14 protein-coding genes are annotated in these 22,557 nt (G+C 48.7%); 9 read left to right on the top strand and 5 right to left on the bottom strand.

Annotation, left to right across the window (positions count from 1 at the left end):
• The first annotated feature begins 146 nt into the window (after positions 1-146).
• A complete protein-coding gene (gene purD / locus U2F10_RS26440; protein ID WP_499059570.1) occupies positions 147-1,427 on the top strand; it encodes a phosphoribosylamine--glycine ligase in 1,281 nt (426 codons plus the stop codon).
• A gap of 195 nt (positions 1,428-1,622) precedes the next feature.
• Positions 1,623-3,650, top strand: a complete 2,028-nt coding sequence (gene nblS, locus U2F10_RS26435) for a two-component system sensor histidine kinase NblS (RefSeq protein ID WP_163697457.1) — start codon at positions 1,623-1,625, stop codon at positions 3,648-3,650.
• On the opposite strand, the gene U2F10_RS26430 is transcribed toward nblS, so the two are convergent.
• Positions 3,647-4,027, bottom strand: a complete 381-nt coding sequence (locus tag U2F10_RS26430; RefSeq protein WP_163697459.1) for a helix-turn-helix domain-containing protein — start codon at positions 4,025-4,027, stop codon at positions 3,647-3,649. The two genes, nblS and U2F10_RS26430, sit on opposite strands and share 4 nt — an antisense overlap.
• 419 nt (positions 4,028-4,446) lie before the next feature.
• Between U2F10_RS26430 and U2F10_RS26425 the strand changes: the two genes are divergently transcribed.
• The 5 genes from U2F10_RS26425 (at position 4,447) to U2F10_RS26405 (ending at position 15,758) form a co-directional block, all read left to right on the top strand.
• A complete protein-coding gene (locus tag U2F10_RS26425; protein ID WP_499873749.1) occupies positions 4,447-6,885 on the top strand; it encodes an alpha/beta fold hydrolase in 2,439 nt (812 codons plus the stop codon).
• A gap of 548 nt (positions 6,886-7,433) precedes the next feature.
• Entirely contained in the window at positions 7,434-9,368 is a 1,935-nt protein-coding gene (locus tag U2F10_RS26420) for an AMP-dependent synthetase/ligase (RefSeq protein ID WP_163697464.1), read from the top strand.
• A 137-nt stretch (positions 9,369-9,505) separates the two neighbouring features.
• Positions 9,506-11,878 (top strand): 3-hydroxyacyl-CoA dehydrogenase/enoyl-CoA hydratase family protein, encoded by a 2,373-nt coding sequence (locus tag U2F10_RS26415; protein WP_499873748.1) that lies wholly within the window; start codon positions 9,506-9,508, stop codon positions 11,876-11,878.
• A gap of 129 nt (positions 11,879-12,007) precedes the next feature.
• Complete coding sequence (locus U2F10_RS26410; RefSeq protein ID WP_499873747.1) at positions 12,008-13,189, top strand: acetyl-CoA C-acyltransferase; 1,182 nt, start codon at positions 12,008-12,010, stop codon at positions 13,187-13,189.
• A 130-nt stretch (positions 13,190-13,319) separates the two neighbouring features.
• Entirely contained in the window at positions 13,320-15,758 is a 2,439-nt protein-coding gene (locus U2F10_RS26405) for an acyl-CoA dehydrogenase (protein WP_499873746.1), read from the top strand.
• 42 nt (positions 15,759-15,800) lie between these two features.
• Here the strand turns inward: U2F10_RS26405 and U2F10_RS26400 are convergent, their stop codons facing one another.
• The 3 genes from U2F10_RS26400 to U2F10_RS26390 all read right to left on the bottom strand — a co-directional run bounded on the left by U2F10_RS26400 (position 15,801) and on the right by U2F10_RS26390 (position 19,016).
• A complete protein-coding gene (locus U2F10_RS26400) occupies positions 15,801-16,493 on the bottom strand; it encodes a DevA family ABC transporter ATP-binding protein (RefSeq protein ID WP_499868021.1) in 693 nt (230 codons plus the stop codon).
• An 81-nt stretch (positions 16,494-16,574) separates the two neighbouring features.
• The gene (gene devC / locus U2F10_RS26395) at positions 16,575-17,756 is read right to left on the bottom strand and encodes an ABC transporter permease DevC (RefSeq protein ID WP_499873744.1); all 1,182 of its coding nucleotides are present in this window, start codon (positions 17,754-17,756) and stop codon (positions 16,575-16,577) included.
• Positions 17,757-17,834: 78 nt separating this feature from the next.
• Positions 17,835-19,016 carry an ABC exporter membrane fusion protein gene (locus U2F10_RS26390; protein WP_499873743.1) on the bottom strand — a complete coding sequence of 394 codons (1,182 nt, stop codon included), beginning with the start codon at positions 19,014-19,016 and terminating at the stop codon, positions 17,835-17,837.
• A 113-nt stretch (positions 19,017-19,129) separates the two neighbouring features.
• Here U2F10_RS26390 and U2F10_RS26385 point away from each other — a divergent pair, with 113 nt between their 5' ends.
• Together U2F10_RS26385 and U2F10_RS26380 are read left to right on the top strand one after the other, a co-directional pair.
• On the top strand, positions 19,130-19,771 hold the full coding sequence (locus U2F10_RS26385; protein WP_499873741.1) for a TetR/AcrR family transcriptional regulator: 642 nt from the start codon (positions 19,130-19,132) through the stop codon (positions 19,769-19,771).
• Positions 19,772-19,948: 177 nt separating this feature from the next.
• Complete coding sequence (locus tag U2F10_RS26380) at positions 19,949-21,568, top strand: cation:proton antiporter (protein ID WP_499873740.1); 1,620 nt, start codon at positions 19,949-19,951, stop codon at positions 21,566-21,568.
• Positions 21,569-21,805: 237 nt separating this feature from the next.
• Here the strand turns inward: U2F10_RS26380 and U2F10_RS26375 are convergent, their stop codons facing one another.
• Entirely contained in the window at positions 21,806-22,423 is a 618-nt protein-coding gene (locus tag U2F10_RS26375; protein ID WP_499873739.1) for a hypothetical protein, read from the bottom strand.
• Between the last annotated feature and the right edge of the window lie 134 nt (positions 22,424-22,557).

Raw genomic sequence — 22,557 nt, 5'->3', positions numbered from 1 at the left:
TCATATATATTACCAAGTGTATTGAGATAGGGGTATGCCATCGAATGTCCCAAATCTCCAGCGGAAACAGGAACATTACAACCTTTTCCCAATACGCCCATGACATGGGAAAATGAAGCCCGTTTATTTTGTCAGGAAAAAACGTTGTGAAGGCCATTGTAATTGGTAGTGGTGGGCGTGAGCACGCCATGGCATGGACATTGTTACAGTCACCCAATGTGAGTGGAGTAGTGTGCATTCCAGGCAATGGTGGGACGGCCACATTGGCTGGCTGTAGTAATTTGGCGATGTCTGTAGATGATGTCGAGGGGATTGCACGGTTTTCCCTGGTGCAGAATATTGGTCTGGTGGCTATTGGTCCAGAGCAACCCCTAGCAGATGGTGTAGCAGATGGCCTGAGGGCTCAGGGAATTACTGTATTTGGCCCCAATCAAGATGGGGCACAGCTGGAAGCCAGTAAGGCCTGGGCAAAAGCACTGATGCAGGAAGCGGGTATACCGACCGCAGCAAGTTCTGTGTTTGATAATGGTGAAGCGGCCACTGCCTATGTCGAGGAACAAGGGGCTCCCATTGTCATCAAGGCAGATGGATTGGCTGCGGGGAAAGGCGTGACTGTCGCCATGACTCTGGAGGAGGCTAAAGATGCGATCTCATCCATATTTAGCGGTCAGTTTGGTACAGCGGGCAAACAAGTAGTCATCGAAGAATTTCTGACAGGCCAGGAGGCATCAGTATTGGCCGTCACCGACGGCATCACCATTCGTCCCCTGATGCCTGCCCAGGACCATAAGCAGATAGGCGAAGGCGATACAGGCCCTAATACTGGCGGTATGGGTGCCTATGCGCCCACTCCTGTTGTCCCCTCTGCCCTATTAGAGCGCATTCAGGCTGAAGTGCTAGAACCGACGGTACAGGCGCTGAGAAACCGAGGCATTGACTACCGTGGCGTCGTATATGCCGGACTGATGATTACCCCCGCAGGCGACCTCAAAGTTATTGAGTTTAACTGTCGCTTTGGTGACCCTGAAACCCAGGTGGTGCTTCCCCTGTTAAATACACCCCTAGACAAGATCATGCTGGCCTGCTGTGAGCAGCGCCTAGAGGAACTTCCCCCATTTGAGTGGAAGTCTGGTTATGCGGCTTGTGTAGTGTTGGCGGCTGATGGTTATCCTGGCAAATATCCTAAGGGCATGACCATTGATGGTATCGATGCCGCTACCGATACGGGTGCCATGGTATTCCATGCGGGAACTCAGTTAGACAAAGGAACCCTCAAATCCAACGGTGGACGCATTCTAGGGGTGACAGCATTAGGTGACACGTTTGGAGATGCGATCGCAAACGCCTATGTTGCAGCCGAAGCCATTCAGTTTGATAATGCCTACTATCGGCGAGATATCGGCCATAGGGTTAGAGATCAGTTTTAAATTACGAACGAGTTTTGAATTGTGAGCGGCTTGCCTGAGAGACTCTATCTGATGCGTATCTGCTCACCGTTCACCCAAAACTCAGCACTCAAAACTCAAAACGTCCATCCCTGCCGTTCCCTGTCCCCATGCCCCACTCCACCCGTCATTTTGGGATTCATGTCACAATACTATCGAGCGGTTTATGTAGGTTGAATGGTAGAGCTGTTTCAAACAATTCGCACTCTAATCGCTGACTGGTGGAAAGACTTTACCCTCCAGACTCGTTTAATGGCGGCGGCCACCTTGGTTGTATCTCTGATTATGAGCAGCCTCACCTTTTGGGCCGTAAATACGATCCAGCTCGATGCCCGTTTGAATGACACCCGTTTTGGTCGTGACTTAGGCTTATTGCTAGCTTCAAATACAGCCCCCTTGGTCCAATCGCAGCAGCTTGATGAGCTGGCCCTATTCTCCCGGCGGTTTATGGAGAGCACATCGAGCATTCGCTATATGCTCTATGCCAATCCAGAGGGCTATATCTTTTTTGGTATTCCCTATTCTGATTCGGCGGTGCAAAACTCTCTTACCCTCAGCCGCCGTATGCAGCTGCCAGAGAATTATGTCAAGAGTGTTGATCTGCCCATGGTGCGTCAGCATCTCACCCCTGCTGGCGAAGTCACTGATGTCTTTGTCCCACTTAAAGTCAAAGGCAATTACCTCGGTGTCCTAGCGTTAGGGATTAATCCTAATCCGACGGTGGTGGCATCTTCCCACCTCACACGTGATGTCACCATTGCTGTATTTGTGTGCATTTGGGTGATGGTGATTTTGGGAGCAGTGTTTAATGCGCTGACCATTACTCAGCCCATTAAAGAACTCTTAACCGGTGTGAAGAACATTGCTGCCGGTAACTTTAAGCAGCGGATCGATCTCTCCCGAGGTGGAGACGAGTTGGGTGAGCTAATTCAAAGCTTTAACTACATGGCAGAGCGCCTGGAGCGCTATGAAGAACAGAATATTGAAGAACTCACTGCTGAGAAAGCCAAGTTAGAGCGTCTTGTATCTACCATCGCTGACGGTGCAATTTTGATCGATGCCAACATGGAGGTGGTGCTTGCCAATACGGCAGCTAGTCGTATTTTTGGCTGGGACGCTCACCTACCACCGGACGGTAATGTGTTACAGCATCTTCCCACAGAGGTGAGGGCACAGATGACCCGCCCACTATATCAGGCTGCTAAGGGGGACTCATCTGAAAGCCAAGAATTTCGCATTGCCCTGACTGAACCTACGAGTCGTACCATTCGCGTATTACTGAACTCCGTGTTGGATCAGTCGGGTGAAACGGTTAAAGGTATTGCCCTCACAATTCAGGATATTACCCGAGAGGTTGCCTTAAATGCGGCCAAGAGCCAGTTTATTAGCAACATTTCCCATGAGTTACGGACGCCGTTGTTCAACATCAAATCGTTCATTGAAACTCTCTATGAGTATGGTGATGATTTGTCTGACCGCGAGCGCCAGGAGTTTTTAGAGACCGCTAATCATGAAACTGATCGCCTGACACGTCTGGTGAATGACGTGTTAGATCTTTCACGGTTGGAGTCGAATCGTCGCTATCAGTTTTCGGCGTTGGATATTCATCAACCCATTGAACAGATCCTGCGCACCTATCAGCTCAACGCTAAGGATAAAGGAATAGAGCTGATTCAAGAAATTGAAGAAGGTCTGCCACCGGTGCGAGGCAACTACGATTTAATGTTGCAGGTGTTTGGTAACTTAGTGGGGAATGGCCTGAAGTTTTCTACAGCGGGGGGCTGTGTGGCCATTCGTGCCTATCGTGCGCCATCGGCGGTTGATCACCCAGACTTTACTGACAGTGTCCGCATCGAAATTTCCGATACCGGTATTGGCATTGCACCTGAAGATCAAGATGCAATCTTTGATCGTTTCTATCGTGTAGAAAATCGCGTTCATACGCTAGAAGGTACTGGGTTAGGCCTTTCTATCGTTAAAAACATTATTGCCAAGCACAACAGTAAGATGCGTTTAGTCAGTGAAGTGGGTATTGGTACCACCTTCTGGTTTGACTTAGCCATGTATGAGGCTCCACGCGTACAACCTAGGTCAGAGTCAGACCTAGAATCTGTTGCTAATCAAGAAGATGGAAACGCCGAAGCAGCCACGGGCAGCGAGATTTCCCCAGTAGCTGCTAAGGCCACCCCCAAGGAATCGGCTTAGCCAACCAACCAATTGATCAGCAACGGTCCAACGCCTCGTTCACGGGCCGAAAAATTGGCCTGATTTAACCATTTAGTGTTCACCGGAGCAGGTTGTACTGCAAGATCATTTGCGATCGCTACACCATCCAACCCCAAAGACTGTGCATATTGTTTGAGAAATCCCTGTACATAAATTGCTTCTGGCAACTGCATCCAATTGCCAGTTTCGATGGCACGCAATTGCTTGGGTTGAATATGCGTACGTTGTGCCACCTGTAGCAATGACAGTCCTTGTTGTGTACGTACTGCTTTTAAGTATTGCCCCACTTGCTTTAACTGATGATCAGAACACTCCAGAACTTGAGACCTATCTATAACCCTAGGAAAAACGCTCATTGCTCTACATATAGATACAACACACCTGTTGGTAGTGTATTGATCCTACTTTTCTGAATCAAGCCGTTAGCTTGCTATTTTTGATACACAGACTATGGATTAGATAGGTGCGCCTTCGCAGTCCACAATATTTTTTGACTTAAGACTAATTGACAAATGCTTGGTTCTAGGGAGTTTCAGCGATGACATGAAATACTCGGCCTCAAAAAACTGCTTTTAAGTCATAAGATAGCCGCCGATAAATACGTATCAAATGTCGTCAAAACATAACAAATAATACGTATAGCCTCCGTGTAAATCACTAGATACATGAAGATCGTATATTAAACACCCTATCATTCTGCATAAAAGCACCTGTTCTTACACCATAATCAAACTAGGAGGGGAGTGGACAAGTATTCTTGTCTGCGAGGTTTGTGATGGCCTTTTTTCCCTCTTCAGTTCAACAAGTGCTACAGCGACGAGTGTCTCTGATATGGCAACAGAGACGGCTACCACAGCTAGCTAAGCGTACTTGTGAGATATATCTTGACAGCCAAAACCCTCAGGCCCAAACTCAATGCCAAGAGATTTTACAAACCCAAGTAAGACTCGATGCGAAGAGCTTACAGCGATTTTTACGCACAGATATTGGTGAATCCTTATTAGTAAGGCTAGGACAGTTAATTGAACTACCTGACGATGTAGCTGGTCGTCAGGCACTAATCCGAAAAATCACTCAAGCCGATCAGCTATCGATCATGAGCTTGCTGTATCAAATAGCCGGCAATCTTCGCACGGATCGGCTGCTGGAAACAGCACAGCAAATTGATCTCCTGTTGCAGACCACCGATAAACTGTTAGCTTTACTCAAGACACTGATGTTGCAAGAAGCAACGAAACAGACAGTGCCGGAGATTGATCCTCGGGTCCCTGGTCCCTGGGGAATACGTCAAAAAGTGCTGCGTTTACAACGGCGCTCATCTCAACCATTTCAGGTTTTTCTCTATGAACCTCTGGGAGACATTTCATATCCCGTACCCATTGTGGTCATTTCCCATGGTTTAGCAGCTAATCCCCAGACCATGACTCGCTACACTAAACATTTGGTGTCCCATGGTTATCTAGTGGCTGTACCCCAGCACCCAGGCAGCGATACCCATCAGGTTCATAGCTTGCTATCGGGGCGTGTTGACGAGATATTTTCACTCCATGATTTTTTTGATCGTCCCCATGATATTAGTGCCCTGTTAGATGAGTTGGAGCGTCTAAATGAGCACGACTATGATGGCCATCTGAAGGTAACGGATGTGGGCATATTAGGCGAATCTTTTGGAGGCTACACAGCCTTAGCCTTAGCAGGGGCCACCATTGATTTTGAGGCGTTAGCCCAGCGTTGTGAGGGAATCTCTGAAAGCTTAAATGTATCCCTATTGCTCCAATGTCGAGCGTTGTCACTACCGCCCAAAGTTACACCGCTTCAGGATTCTCGCATTAGCGCTATTTTTACGGTGGATCCCATTGGTAATGGCCTATTTGGTGCAGAGGGTTTAGCGTCTGTCACCATTCCTACAGTTATTGCAACTGGCAGCAACGATAAAACAGCACCCATGGCCTTGGAACCCCTACAAATGTTTCCTCTACTGGCCAGCCAAGAACGATTTTTAGCCGTTATTCGGGGCAAGTCCCATGTGCATGATCTCAGAAAATTGTTATCTTCTCTGCAACTGACCAGCCATGATGATTTACCCAGTCTCAATTTATCTCCCCCCATTATTGACAGCTATCTGTGTGGATTGAGTGTTCTATTTTTTGATCGTTATTTGCGGCAATCGGAGACTCCTCAGGCACAGCTAACGTCCTATGCCCAAGCCATTAGTCAGCCTCCTTATGATTTACACCTCATCAGTGCAAAGTCTGATCATGCCTTACAACCTGTGCTCAATAAATTTCAGCAGCGTCTGGAACAGCTTCAATGGCAGACAATTACTGTCCAACATCAGGAGGGTCTATTCACCGCAGCAGATGGCTTAAGTCTTTACTATCAGAGCTGGTTGCCAACATCGACCGTGAAAGCAATTGTGATTTTGATTCACGGATTAGGTGGACACAGTGGTCTTTTTCAAAATGTTGTGAAAGCTCTATTGCCTGAAGGGTATGCCCTGTATGGCTATGATCTACGGGGTCACGGTCGTTCACCAGGACAGCGTGGCCATATTAATACCTGGGCAGACTATCGAAATGATTTAGCTTACTTGCTTGCCATAGTCCAGCAACAGCATCCACTGGTGCCTTGTTTCTTATTAGGGCATAGCTTAGGTAGTATTGTCGCATTGGACTATGAACTTAACAGCCACCTAACGGAAAGACAATCGAATAAACGTCTATATCCAAGCATTGCAGGCATCGTAGCGGCATCGCCACCCTTTGGTATCCATGCTAAAACTGACCTGCGTTTAAGAATTGGTCAACTATTGTCCATGGGCTGGCCTCGATTTTCTCTTTCCCTTGGCCTCAATCACATTTTGCCATCACGCGATCGCTCGGTGGTTTTAGCCTATGCCCACGATCCGCTAAGACATCGTCGGGGGACAGCTCGTCTGGCAACAGAGTTTCTAAAAACGACAAAGACTCTATGGAGTCATCAAGAACATCTGACATCACCTATTTTGATGTTGCATGGCACTGCTGATAAAGTTGCAGATCCTAGAATCAGTCAAGTTTTTTTTCAAGACTTATCTCAAAAAGATAAGACGTTCATTAGTTATAGCGGAGCTTATCACGAACTCTATAACGAAATTAATCAAACCGAGATTATGAAAGATATTAATAGTTGGCTAGAGAGTCACATCAAAAAAGATGAGACTGTGGTCAAATAGCTATCAAATGGCGGTTTAAATATTTCTGAAATATTACGACCTTATTAAGACAACTTCATGTCTGATGGGCGATCCCACTATAATAGTGGTATTAGAAAACCAGCTAACCCAACTAGGCTACTTGAAATAGACTAAGTTCTTTACTGCGATATTGCTTGGTTAATCAGCTGGATTCTTGACTATAAGTCGCCATTTATCTGGCTGTTTTTTATTGTTATCGAATAGATTATCTCAGCTCTAGCCTGATAGTCAGCTGCGACTTTAAACCCGTTGATGACTCCTGTAACGAGTCTTTTTTATGCGTTTTTCTGTACAGAAAATACTGCTTGAAATGGGTTTAGGTGTGAGGTTTAGTCTGCTTAATGAAGGCTCGGAGTCGTTTGCCCATGGCTAAATTCAACTGTTAATGACCAAGCCATAGGCTCTACCCTTATCCACTCCTCTCTTTGCTGGGTAGAACTATAGGTCTTTGGGTGTGATTGCCCTATGCCACTGCAACGGGCGTCCCAATTGTATTGAGGAAGAGGGTTTTTAGCTCTCTTAAAAAGATGGTTGATCAATGTCCCCTTTGCTGCGCGTTGTATGTTGCGCCAGCTACTCAGGGTTCTGTACAGCTTCATCATACTATTCCTGATTTGTTAGATATGGGGTGTGCCTATGACTATGCTGCGTTGCATCAGTGGACTCCCCATGGGTGGGAGACTTATTCCTATATTGAGTTTCGTACTGCTGCTGAAGAGTTGGCGCTAGGCTTAGAGGCCGAAGGATTGACCGGTAACGAGGGTACCAGTGAGTCACACCGCATTGGCCTGCTACTAGAGAGCGATATCCATTGGGCGTTGGTGGATATGGGCAGTGCGATCGCAAATCTAGTCACTATCCCCATAGACAAAGGGCAACCACTATCCGCCATTCGCTGGATAGTGGCCGATGCCCACATTAAGGCACTAGTTGTGTCCACCTGGAAAACGTTAAAACGCTTTTACCACCAGGTACAGCAGGTTGATTTGATTATTGTTGTTGAAAAAGCAACACGCCCCGACTGGGTGTTATCAAAGAGCACAATTAAAACATTAGAAGACATTCGTCACCAGGGTCGTCATGCCCATTCCCCAGAAGCGATTCAGGCATTGAAGCAGCGGATTCATCCCGATGATTTGGCCACCATTGTCTACACCCCCGATGCCAGTGGTCATATTAAAGGCGCAATGTTAAGTCACAGGAACTTAACTGGCAATATCTGGGCGGCGTTTAGCAGCATGCCAGGACTGAAGCCAGGTACACCGGAAGTAGCCCTATCGTTTTTACCCCTCAACCATATTTTTGCAAGGGCGTTTCTCTATGGCCACTTTGCCTTTGGCCATCACATTTATTTCTCATCTCCAAAACGGGTATTTCTACATTTAGCGACCGTGAAACCCACCATATTTATTACGGTGCCACGACTGCTGGAGAAAGTTTATGAGCGAATTAATAACCTGCGACAACAGTCCCGTGGGCTAAAACACTACTGGCTGAACTGGGGCTGGCATCTGGCCCATGATGATGAGCTAGGGAGTGTAAGCTGGCGTCGTTTACAGCGCTGGCTACTTAGCCATGGCGTGTTTAAGAATTTGCGTCGAGCCTTTGGCGGGAATATACGCCATCTACTCTGTGGTGGAGCGGCCCTACGTCCTGAAATTATGACCTTTTTTAATGGTGTTGGTATCCCGGTGAAGCAGGGCTATGGCTTAACTGAGACCAGTTCTGTGCTCAGCTATACACGCGCGCGCTGGCTGCGCTCAGGGACTGTGGGGGCACCTATCCCCGGTGTGGAAATGCGGCTGGCGGCGGATGGTGAGGTCTTAGTCCATAGTCCTTACACCATGATGGGGTATCACGATGATCCAGACGCAACGGAGGCGGTGATTGACGCCCATGGGTGGTTCCACACGGGAGACTTTGGAGAGTTTTCTATAGATGGCCTATTGACGCTCCAGGGATGCAAGAAAGGTCTTTTCAAGTTATCCACTGGCAAGTACATCGCTCCGGCACCGATTGAGACACAGTTGAGACTGTCTCCGTTAGTGAAACAAGCTTTGCTAGTGGGACCTGGACAAAAGTTTTGTGGAGTGTTGATTGTCCCTGAAAATGAAATTCTCAAAACAACTCTTCAGGCTGGCGGGGAGATTTTGTCAAACTGGGATCTGCTATTAGAGAAATTGCTGAGTAATGTTGGAGGTCAAGCTGATGAGTTAGTACTGATGAGATCTTATTACCAAAAGCTTATTGACCAAATGAATGCTCGGTTGCCAAGTTGGTCAACCATTAAGCGGTTTGTGCTGATTTCTGAAAAGGTGGGTGTTAGGGGAAATCGCCAACAGCTCTATAAGGCTTATGCCCAGGAAATCGATGTGCTTTATCAAGAGGTTGAGTCCTTGTGCCAGGTGTCGCCAAGGAGGTTCTCTCATTTATATCAAAGGTGGAGGCGTTTAGCTTCATGATATTTGGATTTGTTGGGTTTCGATAGACTCAACCCAACCTACAGTCTGTTTTTGGTGAGCGGTGCCCACCTTCCGTATTTCGTATTTTTAGTGGAGGGTATTTACCCTCCGTTGACCTGCTTTTGAGGAGATCTATTATGACTTTTCTTCCTTTCAAAACGGCTGCTGTGCTGGGGGCTGGTATTATGGGTACTCAGATCGCAGCTCATTTGGCAAATGCAGGATTGCAGGTATTATTGATGGATCTACCTGCTCCGAAAGGTGATAAAAATGCAGTGGTAGAAGGGGCATTTAACAAGGCTAGAAAACTCTCCCCGCCAATTTTCTTTTCCCCTGATATGGCCCATCGGATTGAGCTCGGAAACTATCATGACCATTTTGCTCGTCTAAGCCAGGTAGATTGGGTGATTGAAGCTGTAGTTGAACGTCTGGATATTAAGCAACAGCTGATGGCCCGACTAGAACAGGTAGTGCGTTCTGATGCGGTGATTTCTACCAATACCAGTGGGTTACCCATTGCTCAGATTGCGGATGGACGCTCCTTAGACTTTCGGCAACGATTTTTAGGGACTCACTTTTTTAACCCACCTCGTTATTTAAAACTGTTGGAACTAATCCCCACCGATGTAACCGATCCAACAGTGATGCAGCGAATGGAACGGTTTGGTCATAGCTATCTAGGCAAAGGTGTTGTTCTTGCTAAAGATACCCCTAATTTCATCGCTAATCGTATTGGCTTATTTTCCACATTTCTCGGTGTTCATGCCCTAATTGACGATGGCTACTCCATTGAGGAGATTGATACTCTGACAGGCACATTAATTGGTCGTCCAAAATCGGCAACATTTAGAACAGCAGACTTGGTTGGCCTCGATACCTTACTCCATGTAGCTGAAAATATCTATCCAGCCATTCCCCATGATGAGCAAAGGGAGATGTTTAAGCTGCCGTCTTTGTTAAAAACGTTGGTGGAAACTGGTTCGCGAGGAGCTAAGTCAGGACAAGGGTTTTATAAAAAAGTAAAGCAGGATATTCTGTCAGTGAATCCTAAAACCTTTGCCTACGAAGCACCTCGCCCCCTTAACTTGCCAGGACTTGAGAATGTTGCACAGTTACCTAAACTGATCGATCGAGTCAGGGTGCTTTATACCCTGTTGGGTAGAGCGGGTGATTTCTTCCGTAAAACAACATTAGCGTTATTGAGTTATAGTGCCTGTCGTTTGCCTGAAATTGCTGATAGCCCTGCTGACGTTGACCGAGCGATGCGCTGGGGATTTGGCTGGCAAATGGGGCCGTTCGAACTATGGGATGCCATTGGCTTCCATCGAGTGCTCTATGATATACAGGCTGCAAATTTACATGTACCTGAGTGGGTTAATGAGATAGCAGCTGTAGGGGAAGGACACTTTTATCGGAGCCCCCATGGCGTACCGAGCAGTCTGCTGATGGCTGATTCAGTACTTGGGCCTGTGGGGCAACAAACGGTAGAACAAGCTACAGATGAGATTCATCTGCCTTTGATTAAAACAACAAACAGTAAGATTTGGGAAACCTCAGAAGCAGCCCTGTTTGACATGCAGGACGGCGTTGCGCTCTATGAGTTTCGTTCTAAGGGGAACACCCTCAGCACGTCTGTTGTAGATGGGTTACAGACGGTGCTGCATATGTTGTCTCAAGATGATCAGTACCGGGGGCTTGTCATTGGGAATAACAGCGACCATTTCTGTGGTGGGGCCAACCTTGTGGAAATGGCAACAGCAGCTCAAACTGGCAACTGGTCAATGATTACTGATTTGTTGGTGACGTTTCAGACGTTGCTACAGCAAATTCGTTACTTCCATAAACCGATTGTGGCGGCAGTGCAGGGGCGAGCCTTGGGAGGAGGTTGTGAGTTAGTAATGGCTTGTCCCCATGTGGTCGCTGCTGCCGAGAGTTATATTGGCCTTGTCGAATTAAGTGTTGGTCTCATTCCTGGGGCAACCGGTACCACTCGTTTGGCAAAGTGGGCATCACAGCAGGCTGTGAGCGGTACAGCTCAACACATTCAGCCCTACTTGAATCATGCCTTTAAAACTGTGGCAACAGCGACTGTTGCAGGCAGCGCCTATGAGGCAATGGAGTTAGGCTTTTTGCCTGCCCATACTCACATTGTTATGAACAATGACCAGCGTCTCTATGTGGCAAAAGAAGAGGTGCTGTGCCTTGATCGGGCAGGGTATCGTCCGCCGGCCCACGACAGTTTTTGGGTGTTAGGACAACAGGGACGTGCAGTACTCGACCATATGGCTTACACCAGGCAACAAGGGGGATTTGCTAGTGACTATGATCGATTCTTGGCAGGTCAACTGGCCTACATTTTGACTGGTGGTGATTTAACGGCTCCGGCAAGAGTATCTGAGGAGTATTTGCTGGGGTTAGAGCGGGAGGTGTTCTTGCCGTTGTTGCAACAGAAAAAAACCCAGGAGAGGATTATGCATTTATTGAAGACTAAGAAGCCGTTGCGGAATTGATGGTCGAGATGATTGGAATGGTTGGGTTTCGTCTTGGGCACTGTGTTGAAGGTTTAGAGTCTTGTGGATCAACCCAACCTACGTTGTCCATTGTCCCTATGGCCTGTTGCTCATTACCTGGAGAATATCATGCAAGATACTTACATTGTTGCGAGCGTACGTACAGCCGTTGGTAAGGCTCCGCGCGGTACTCTACGGCATATGCGGCCCGATGACATGGGGGCAGCAGTTGTACGCGGCGCGATCGCAAGACTCCCCAGCTTACAACCAGACCAAATCGAAGATGTAATCATGGGCTGTGCCATGCCCGAGGCAGAGCAGGGCTATAACCTGGGTCGGGTAGTGGCGCACCGGGCTGGCCTACCCTCATCAGTACCGGGCATGACGATTAATCGGCTGTGCTCGTCAGGGTTACAGACAATTGCTATGGCACACCAGGCGATTAGCTTTGGGCAGGCGGATGTGATGGTGGCTGGAGGCGTGGAGTCCATGAGCTTGATTCCCATGGGTGGGGACCGCTGGAGCCCTAACCCAGCCATGATGGCTGAAACACCCCAGGTATATACCTCTATGGGGCTCACAGCGGAGAATGTGGCAAAGCAGTTTGAGATTTCACGGGCGGATCAAGATGTATTTGCACTGCGATCGCACCAAAACGCCATCAAAGCCATCAAGACTGGTAACTTTACCAATGAAATCATCCCCCTGACCGTCACTGACACGGTCTATCAAAATGGTGATGTCCACACCCAAACAACTCAATTCCAAGTGGATGAAGGTTACAGATCTGATACCAGCCTGGAGGCTTTGGCATTATTGCCACCTGTATTTCGGCGTGGGGGCAGCGTCACAGCCGGTAACTCCTCCCAAATGTCGGATGGGGCTGCCGCCACGATTCTGATGAGTGCTCGCCAGGTACAGGAATTGAACCTTACTCCGATGGCGCGACTGGTGGGCTTTACGGTTGCCGGTGTACCGCCGCAGATTATGGGAATTGGGCCGGTGGAAGCGGTGCCTAAAGTGCTGAAGCAGGTGGGGCTAAGTCTGGATGACATTGGCCTAATTGAACTTAACGAGGCGTTTGCAGCCCAAAGTCTGGCGGTCATTCGTAAGTTGAGACTAAACGAAGACATAATCAATGTGAATGGCGGTGCGATCGCACTCGGCCATCCCCTCGGCTGTAGCGGTGCGAAACTTACTGCAACATTGCTCCATGAAATGCAACGTCGCCACATCCGTTATGGCATGGTCACCATGTGTGTTGGGGGTGGCATGGGTGCCGCTGGAGTGTTTGAAAATTTGTTGCTCTAATTCATAGAGAGTGACAAAACGAGACTAGGCTTGGAAAGCGCAAGGCAGCGTTTGTTGTCAATTAGACTTCAACAAAAATACAGATTCTTCTTCATGCCCTAGTCCAGTTGTGACACAAGGGGTAAATACTATGACTCTCTTGATCGTTGGTTTAATTGTTGGATTGCTTGGACTATTTGTTGTTCTGGCCTACATTAATGTGCCGATGCTGGCTTGGTTTGCCTACGCAGCATTGGTACTCGCTATCGTCCATGCGCCTTTATGGCTATGGATTCTATTTGGCCTAGTGGCCATTATTTTTAATGTGCCATTTATCCGTCAGGTAGTGATTACGGCACCCATTGCTAAAACAATCCGACTCTTTAAGTTGTTGCCAGCAATTTCAGAAACAGAACGCGCAGCTATCGAAGCAGGTACTGTCTGGGTAGATGGCGAACTGTTTTCTGGTAAACCCAACTTTAAGCGGATTTTGGCAGAGCCTTACCCGACACTGAGTCCCCATGAACAAGTGTTTATTGATGGCCCTGTGGAACAAGTGTGCCGCATGGCCACGGACTGGGAGATCCATCAGCGCAAAGATTTCCCCGCTGATGTGTGGGCTTATCTAAGAAAAGAACGCTTCTTTGGCATGATGATTCCGTCAGAGTATGGCGGTTTGGGGTTTTCGAATACAGCCTATAGTGCGATCATGACCAAGCTAGCATCGCGCTCATTTACCTACACAGCAACGGTAGGCGTGACGAACTCTTTAGGGCCAGCCAAGCTGCTGCTGCGCTATGGGACTAACGAACAAAAGCAGCGCTATTTGCCAAAACTCGCCATGGGCAACGAAATGCCTTGCTTTGCCCTAACGGAACCAACGGCTGGTTCGGATGCAGCAAGTCTGCAGTCTGGCGGTACGGTGTTTAAGGGTAAAGATGGTGAGCTATATTTGCGGTTGAACTGGCAGAAGCGATACATTACGCTGGGTGCGATCGCCACCCTCATCGGCTTAGCTGTTCGTCTCCGTGACCCCGATAATCTCCTAGGCAAAGGAGTCGAGGTCGGCATTACCTGTGTCCTAGTTCCTGCAGATACTCCGGGCGTGCAACTGAGCCATCGTCATGACCCCATGGGTGTACCCTTCTATAACTCTCCAATTTCTGGTCGTAATGTAGTCTTGCCTGCGAGTCAGATTATTGGTGGTGTTGAGCGCGCTGGCCAGGGTTGGACAATGCTGATGCAGAGTCTTGCTGCTGGTCGTGGTATCAGCTTCCCAGCCACCTGTACTGGTATAGCCAAGCTCGTCTCGCGGGTAACCAGTGCCTACAGTGTTGTGCGCGAACAGTTTGGGTTATCCATCGGCAAATTTGAAGGGGTGGAAGAACCCCTGGCTCGCATTGGTGGTCTCACCTATTTGATGGACGCGGCGCGTCTATATACCTGTGGTGCTGTGGACCAAGGCGAACAGCCTGCAGTGGTCTCTGCCATTGCTAAGTATCAGTTTACTGAGCTGTCTCGCCACATTATCAATGACGGCATGGACATTCTCGGTGGTGCTGGAATCTGTCGCGGACCTCGCAATCTGTTGGCCAATATTTATACAGCAACACCGATTCCCATTACGGTTGAAGGAGCGAATATTATCACCCGCAGTTTGATGATTTATGGTCAAGGAGCGATCCGTTGTCATGGTTATATTGTCAATGAAATTGACGCTTTAGAAGACAACAACATTGCAGCCTTTGACCATGCATTTTGGCGACATGTGGGGCTTGTTTTACGAAATCTCACCCGTGCAAAAGTCTTAGGTTGGACCCATGGCCATGGGGTGAAACCTCCCGTTCGAGGAGAAACGGCGAGATATTATCAAAAGTTGGCTTGGGCTTCGGCCACATTTGCAGCTCTATCGGATCTTGCCATGCTCACCTACGGTGGTCGACTCAAGCGTCACGAGAAAATTACAGGTCGTTTTGCCGATATGCTTTCTTGGATGTATTTAGCGACAGCCACACTCAGACGGTTTGAGGCAGAAGGGCGTCGTGAAGACGATTTACCCCTGGTTCACTGGGCGATGCACCATAGCCTTGGGCAGATTCAGCAAGCATTAGAAGGACTATTGGTAAATCTGAAGATTCCTGTTTTGGGTGGTCTGATGCGAGCCACAACGTTACCCTGGTTCCGGTTAAATCCCATTGGTGTGATTCCCACCGATGCCCAAGGCCATGCTGTAGCTCAATTACTGCAATCTCCTGATGGACGCAAGCACATTACTAAAGGATTGTATGTACCCATTGAGGCAGAACAGGCACTCGGTCGACTAGAGCGTGCTTACCAGCTTTCCATTGTGGCAATGCCAATCTTTAAAAAAATCAAAACGGCACTACGCCATGGTCAGCTGAAGATTACACCACCTGTGGGTCGTGTGGAAGCGGCACTGCGAGCTGGGTTGATTACAGGCGCAGAATCTGACCTGGCGACAACTGCAGAACAGGCACAGTTGGATGCTATTCAAGTAGATGCGTTTACCTTGGCCGAGTATCAGCACATTGGCAAAGAATATATTGCAGAGGAAATAACAGACCTGTGAGGGCAAAGCTGTTAGAAAACATAGGACAGATACAAGGTCCTACTATCCTGAATCTTGCGTCGACAAACGTCCATCTTCCATGTAAATGATACGGTCGGCAATGTCTAAAATACGATTGTCGTGGGTGACTAGTAAAATCGTACAGCCCTGCTCTTTAGCTAAGTTGTGCATAATGTCTACCACATCTCGGCCTGATTTCTTATCTAAGGCAGCTGTCGGTTCATCAGCCAACAGGATCTTAGGATGGCTGACTAGCGCACGCGCGATCGCAACTCGTTGTTTTTGTCCACCCGATAAATCAGCAGGATAGTAATCGGTCCTCTCTTCTAGCCCAACCTGCTTCAGCATCTCTGCGGCTCGATGATGCCTGGCTTGTTTAGTAACTCTTCCCTGCACTTCCAGGCCCATTTGCACATTTTCCAGTGCAGTCAGGCTACCATGCAGGTTATGGGCTTGAAATATATAACCATTATTGCGCCGCGCTTTAACTAGAGCCTGCCCACTGGCCTGGCATAACTCATGTCCTATGACTTGTAGGCTCCCGGATTGCGCCGAGCGTAAGCCGCCAATCAGGGTGAGCAGCGTGGTTTTTCCAGAACCAGAGGGACCCGTCATAATCACAATTTCTCCAGCTGCAATGTCTAAATTGATGTCAAACAAGGCTTGTTTGCGCAGTTGCCCAGAGCCAAAATAATGGTCTAACTTGTGAACAGAAATAGCAGGTGCAGTCGTCATAGGTCTGTGAAAGAGAAATAGAGACGGAGATGGAGATTAACGGGTAGGGGCTGTGCCTTGTGCCAGCCCTCCAACACCAGGCTAGAAAATATCGGCAGGATCAGCCGCTTGGAGACGACGGGTTGCGATCGCACCGGAAACATTACACATCACCAGTGTCAGGACAAACACAATAAACGTTCGGCTCACAGGCATCGCAATCGGCAACGCCGTCGCTGTAGCCGTCAGACTATAGGCACCAAGGGCAATAGCTAAGCTGGGGAAAAATCCTAGAAAAGAGAGAATCAAGGCTTCTTCAAAAACAACACCGAGAAGATAGCTATTGCGATAGCCCATAGCCTTAAAGGTGGCGTACTCAGCCAGATGACTATTCACATCCGTGGAAAGCACCTGATAGACAATCACCACTCCCACAATAAAGCCCATGGTCGTTCCGAGACCAAACACAAACCCAATGGGAGAGTTAGCCTGAATCTCATTTAACTCAAAGTCAATATAGCCATCATGGGTTAACACCATGACATCGTCCGGCAGACGAGCTATGAGTTGTTCTCTCACTTGTTCAGGGTCATAGGCGGGATCGACATTGATCAACCCTAAACTGACAGTGCCTGCTTCACGCCTAGGAAACAATCGCAAAAAGTTTTGACCGCTGGTGATCAAGGCCCCATCATCAGAAAAGGATGCGCCCACTGTGAACAACCCTGAAACCGTTACCGTATTCACACCCACCTCAGTTGTGGCCAATTGTCCCGCTTGTACTTTGGCAATCATCGCTTGATAATCACCCCGCGACGCCTGATCAAAGAGAACATGATACGGCATTCGAGTCTCCGAAATTTTGGCATTCACCTCAGGAATATCAAAGGCAGGGCGATTGGGATTTTGCCCAACAATCATCATGGAGGTTTTCTTACGGGTTTGAGGATTACGCCACTCTACAGAGCCCACATAAAGAGCATCGGCAGAAACAACCCCCGGTACATCCTGTGCTTGATATAACCGTCGTCGAGGAATGGTACGCAATTGTCCAAAATTCTTGGCCTGGGCACTAATCAGGACAATATCTGCCTGGAGAGACCGAGGGTATTGGGTGTTGGTTTTATAGAGCGCATCTGAAAACCCTAACTGCATAAAAATCAGCACATCGGCAAAGGTGATACCTGCGATCGCAGTTAGCAATCTCATGGGGTCGTGTTTTAATTGCAACAACCCCAGGGGCGTTCGTTCTTGGAGAGATTTAATAATTTTGAGAGGGTTCATGGGACCAATAGAGGTGGGAGCACCCCGTGTAGAGACGTTCCATGGAACATCTCTACACGGGAATATGGGAACGAAAATCTATTTAATTTGAATGGCGGCGGTGACCTGCAAATTTGTTAACGTTGCAACCGTCTCACCATCAGGGTCATCGAGTTGAATATGAACCTCTACGACCTTGGCATCAATATTGGCCGCCGGATCTTCATTGACCACCTGTTGCGATTCCACCTGAAGACCAATTCGTTGAACCGTTCCCTGCAGAACATCGTCAATAGTAGGCGTCGTAATCTCCACCCGCTGACCAGGATTTACCTTGGCAATATCATCCTGGTACACCTCAGCAACCACCATCATTTGCTGGGTATGGCCCAGGGTGGCAATCCCTTCATCACCGATGGTTTCTCCCGAGTGGGTGTGAATTTTCAGTACTTGTCCGTCGCGGGGAGAGCGCACATAAGCCTGATCAAGGTTGGCTTGCGCTTCTGCCACGCCTGCGATCTCAGATTGCACATCCGCCTCAGCTGCATCCACATCCACCGGACGCACCTCTGCAATCCGGTCGAGGGTGGCACGGGCCTGGGTAATTTGCTCCTGACCTGCTGACTCAATTCGTCCTAGAGAAGCTTGAGCTTCCTGAAGCTGGCGTTGGGCTGTGGTGTAAGTCAGCTGTTTAGCATCGCGCTGGGACGCCGAGACCGCCCCCTGCTGATATAGCGACCCATAGCGCTGGGCCTCAATTTGAGCATGTTGCACTTCAGCATCCAGGCGAGCAACCGTCGCTCGCTGGGCACTGATATTACCGGCCTGGTCAGCCTCAAGCCGAGCGATTTCTGCCACTTGCGCCTGCAATTCACCAGTTTGGGCACCCGCCTCAACTTGGGCCAGCTGGGCGCGGGCAATTTGCACTTGTTGCTCAGCTTTTTGCAACGCGGCTTGCATGCGATCTCGATTATCCAATATCGCAATGACCTGCCCCGCCTCCACAACATCGCCCTCTTTCACCAGTAGCTCCTGAATCCGACTCTCCTGGGCAGAAGTAGGGGCCGTCAGAGCAATCGTTTCACCGTCTGGCTCCAAACGACCTAGAGCGGTCACTGATGTGATTTCAGGCAGCACAGCCACCTGCTCTTCACGCTGATTCGGGACCTGAGCACTACGCCAAGCCGTAACGCCCACTACACCTAAAATGGCGACACCCACAATCAACCACCACTGACGGCTTACAGCTATTTTTTGGGGATTTATCAGATTGAGATTCATGAGCTTACGCAACTCGCTATACTTTATTTTACTAAACGGTTTAGTAAAGTCAATAAAAATCAAATCGGTTTAGTAAAATGAGATCCCGTTTCCCACCCCCCGGAGTTATTTGAGTGAGCCCTGTTACCCCTGCCCCATCCGACGCATCCTCAGATCCTAAAGCTGACAAAGCCAAAGCGATTCTGGCCGGTGCTTTCGAAGTGTTCATGGCCCAAGGGTATGCTGCAGCGAGTATGGCTCGTATCGCCAAGGCAGCAGGGGTATCAAAACCCACGCTATACAGCTATTTTCAGGATAAAGAGGGATTGTTTGTCGCATTAGTGCAACAGCTGCTGCACAAAAGCAGCAACATGATGGGAAACTTGCCTGCACGTGCGGAAATGCCCACCTCGCCTGACGTCATGCTGCGCAAAATGGGACGATCATTTATCAATGAGGCGGTTAGCAATCAACCGTTCCTCACCCTGATGCGCTTGATTATTGGTGAATCTGAGCAGTTTCCTGAACTAGCTCAAACCTTTGTGCGAGAGCTGACTAAACCTTTATTGGAAAGGCTATCGACTTATCTGGCAAATCATCCCGAGTTAGAGTTTACAGATCCTGAGATTGCGGCTCGGGTCTTTTCCGGCTCGATAGTTCACTATTTGATTGTGCAGGAGATGATGGGCGGGAAAGAGATTATGCCGTTAGAGTGCGATCGCATGGTCGATGGCTTAGTTGATCTCATGATGGCCGGCGGTCATTATCAGAAATAAACAACTCGCAGTGATCGGGATTCGACTTCACTGATCCCCCGCGAAATAGCTGGCTGAGCGGAGTCAAAGTCAACATCTCCTCAAGAAGCATTAGCCCACCCTGCACTCAACCAGTACCGACAAGAACGGGTATGGTTATCCCTGAGCAATCTTCAACATTTCCCAGTCATCTACCCAATGCTAGAAAGCATCATCTGGATCCTTCTCACAGGCTTTTTTGCCGGACAAATAGCCCGACGGCTCAAAGCCCCAGCCCTGGTCGGCATGGTCCTCGCAGGTATCATCCTCGGTCCCCAAGTCGCTAACGTGCTCAGCCCTGGAGTGCTGGGTGCAGCCGACTCTCTCCGTACCATTACTGTCATGGTGATCCTCATGAAAGCTGGTCTGGGCCTAGACCGTGAAAAGCTAGCCCAACAAGGCACCGTCGCCCTAAGACTTGGCTTCTTACCCGCTACCTGTGAAGCTATCACCGTCGCTCTAGCTGCTATCTGGCTCTTTCAATTTGATTTAGCCACTGGGCTACTGCTCGGCTGCATCCTTGGAGCAGAATCTCCAGCTGTCATCGTGCCAGGAATGCTGCGCCTCAAGAGTCTTGGCTGGGGTGTCAAAAAAGGTATCCCTGACGCCATTTTGACTGGTAGTGCTCTGTCAGATGTGTTGCTGTTACTCGTATTTAGCCTACTGCTAGCCTTTGTCACCCAAGGAACCGCCACAGGCATCGCGTTTGGTGGTCTCAGCCTCAGCCCTGTGCAACTTCTGCCACTTCAGGTCATCCTGCAAGTCAGTTTAGGCATCATATTAGGCTGGCTCACGGCTCGTTTACTCGTCGTGGTTTTAGCCAAACAAAACTGGACTCAGAATGTCGTTCAGGATGCCCTAGTTGCTGCCAGCGTTGCATTATTGCTCGTTGTTCTTGCAGAACATATCCCTATCTTCTCTGGCTATTTAGCCGTCATGACCACCGGATTCTTTCTTATTGAATTCAATCCCCCCCTGGCAAGGCGGCTAAGAGAAGGATTCAACAGTCTGTGGGTTGCCGCTGAGATTATTCTGTTTGTATTGCTAGGAGCTAGCATTCAGCTCCATGTTTTAGAAGATACTCTCCTGGCCGGGCTGTTGATATTGGCTATCGGCACATTAGTAGGACGTTCTCTCGGCTGGTATCTGGCCACGTTAGGTAGCAACTGGACTCGCAAAGAACGCCTGTTTTTGCTCTCAGGTAATTCCGCAAAAGCCACAGTCCAAGCAGCGATTGGGGCTATTCCCTTAGCCCAAGGTGTTAATGGAGGAGAGACTATACTTGCCCTTGCTGCTCTATCGATTTTAGTCACAGCGCCCTTAGGAGCCTGGGCCATCCCCACCTTTGCCCCAAAACTGCTAGAAAGAGGGGATGTGGACCCAACCAAAGTCTCTGTAAATCGCCGTATTGTTCTGCTCGCAGCAGTTGACACCTCTCCACTGGCTGAGCAAGTCCTCACAAAAGCGGCTGATCTTGCCCGAAGATGCGACGGCCATACGGTAGTCTTACATGTGCAACAAGTTAACGATCCTCAAAGTGTCAAAAAACTGAAACAACAAACCCAGCAACATTTAGCTGACATCCGCCATCAGTTCATCACCACATCCGGAGCGATTCCTACAGAGATTCTACGCACCGCTCAAGACTATGGAGTTGCAGAAATTGTCATGGGTAAACGGGGCAATCGCCATCTAGAAAATTTACTCGTTGGCTCCGTTTCACGAGCAGTCGTAGAAACTAGCCCTTTACCAGTTGTCATTGTAGAAGCAACTTCATAGTAAGGTTTAGCGGGCAAGGACGCCAAACACTTTGCTGTTGGCAAAAGTAGAATGCCCCCCCCCACAGACACGACGACTAACCCCAAGGTCCAAAGCCAATCTTTTCCCTTAATTGGCTTGAGTCTGAGCAGTTGGCATTTAGAATTATTGCGGCATAACGTCTAAAATCACTCGGTTGCGACGAGAGATTATCCATTATCAAAACGCCCGTCTACGCGACTCGGGTGCATTTTTTTGTTATCCAGACAATTCTTCTGGTATCCATCCGAGACAGCGAGAGGCCCAATCCTCGGTCTCTGAATTCTCAGTTTCGCCCGGCACAAAGTATCGTTTCAGGAATTCGCCTCCAGACATCGGAAGCAAATCAAAAAACCAAGCACTATCGTCAGAGAATACAAATCCATCAGTCAATGTTGCCAAACAACCCGCAAGTAAACCATAGCTGAGGTTGATTATTCCAGGCTGGCCAGCCGAACGGCGGAACGTCCAGTAGTGTCCCGTTGCGAGGCACTGGGAAACCGTTTCAGACATCGGTGATAAACGCTTCATTTTGAGGTAATCCGACCAGACCTCGCGAGTTAAATCATCTATTTGATCGAAGTAACTGTCCGTGCCTCCGGCTACGGTTGGGATAACAAACCAAGCATAGGATTCATCAATGTCCCATGACATCGGTGAATCAAGGTCGAGTGGTATCAAGTCGCCACCATTCGATTTGCGCATTTCGACAGAAAGTTGCGCTCTTGCACCGATGTTCGCCAATCGCGAGCTGAGAGTACGATTTGCCGCAGTCAGCAGTTCGTTGAAAGTCGGAATCTGAGTGTGTCGAGGGTAGACTTCAAACGTTGTGCTCATTGCCGTCGATTGAGTGTCCTATGTCTGGATAACAATTTATTAGAGGGAAATTTTCAACCTATCTCATCTACATGGCGGATTAGGTAAAAATAGTTCTGGCTAAGAGGATTGCACAAAAATAAGGTCCCAGGTTG

The organism is Leptothoe sp. EHU-05/26/07-4 (assembly GCF_043421015.1).
Lineage (GTDB): Bacteria > Cyanobacteriota > Cyanobacteriia > Phormidesmidales > Phormidesmidaceae > Leptothoe > Leptothoe turfae.
Note: the sequence above shows the minus strand (reverse complement) of the source record. Positions and strands in the feature narration are given on the sequence as shown.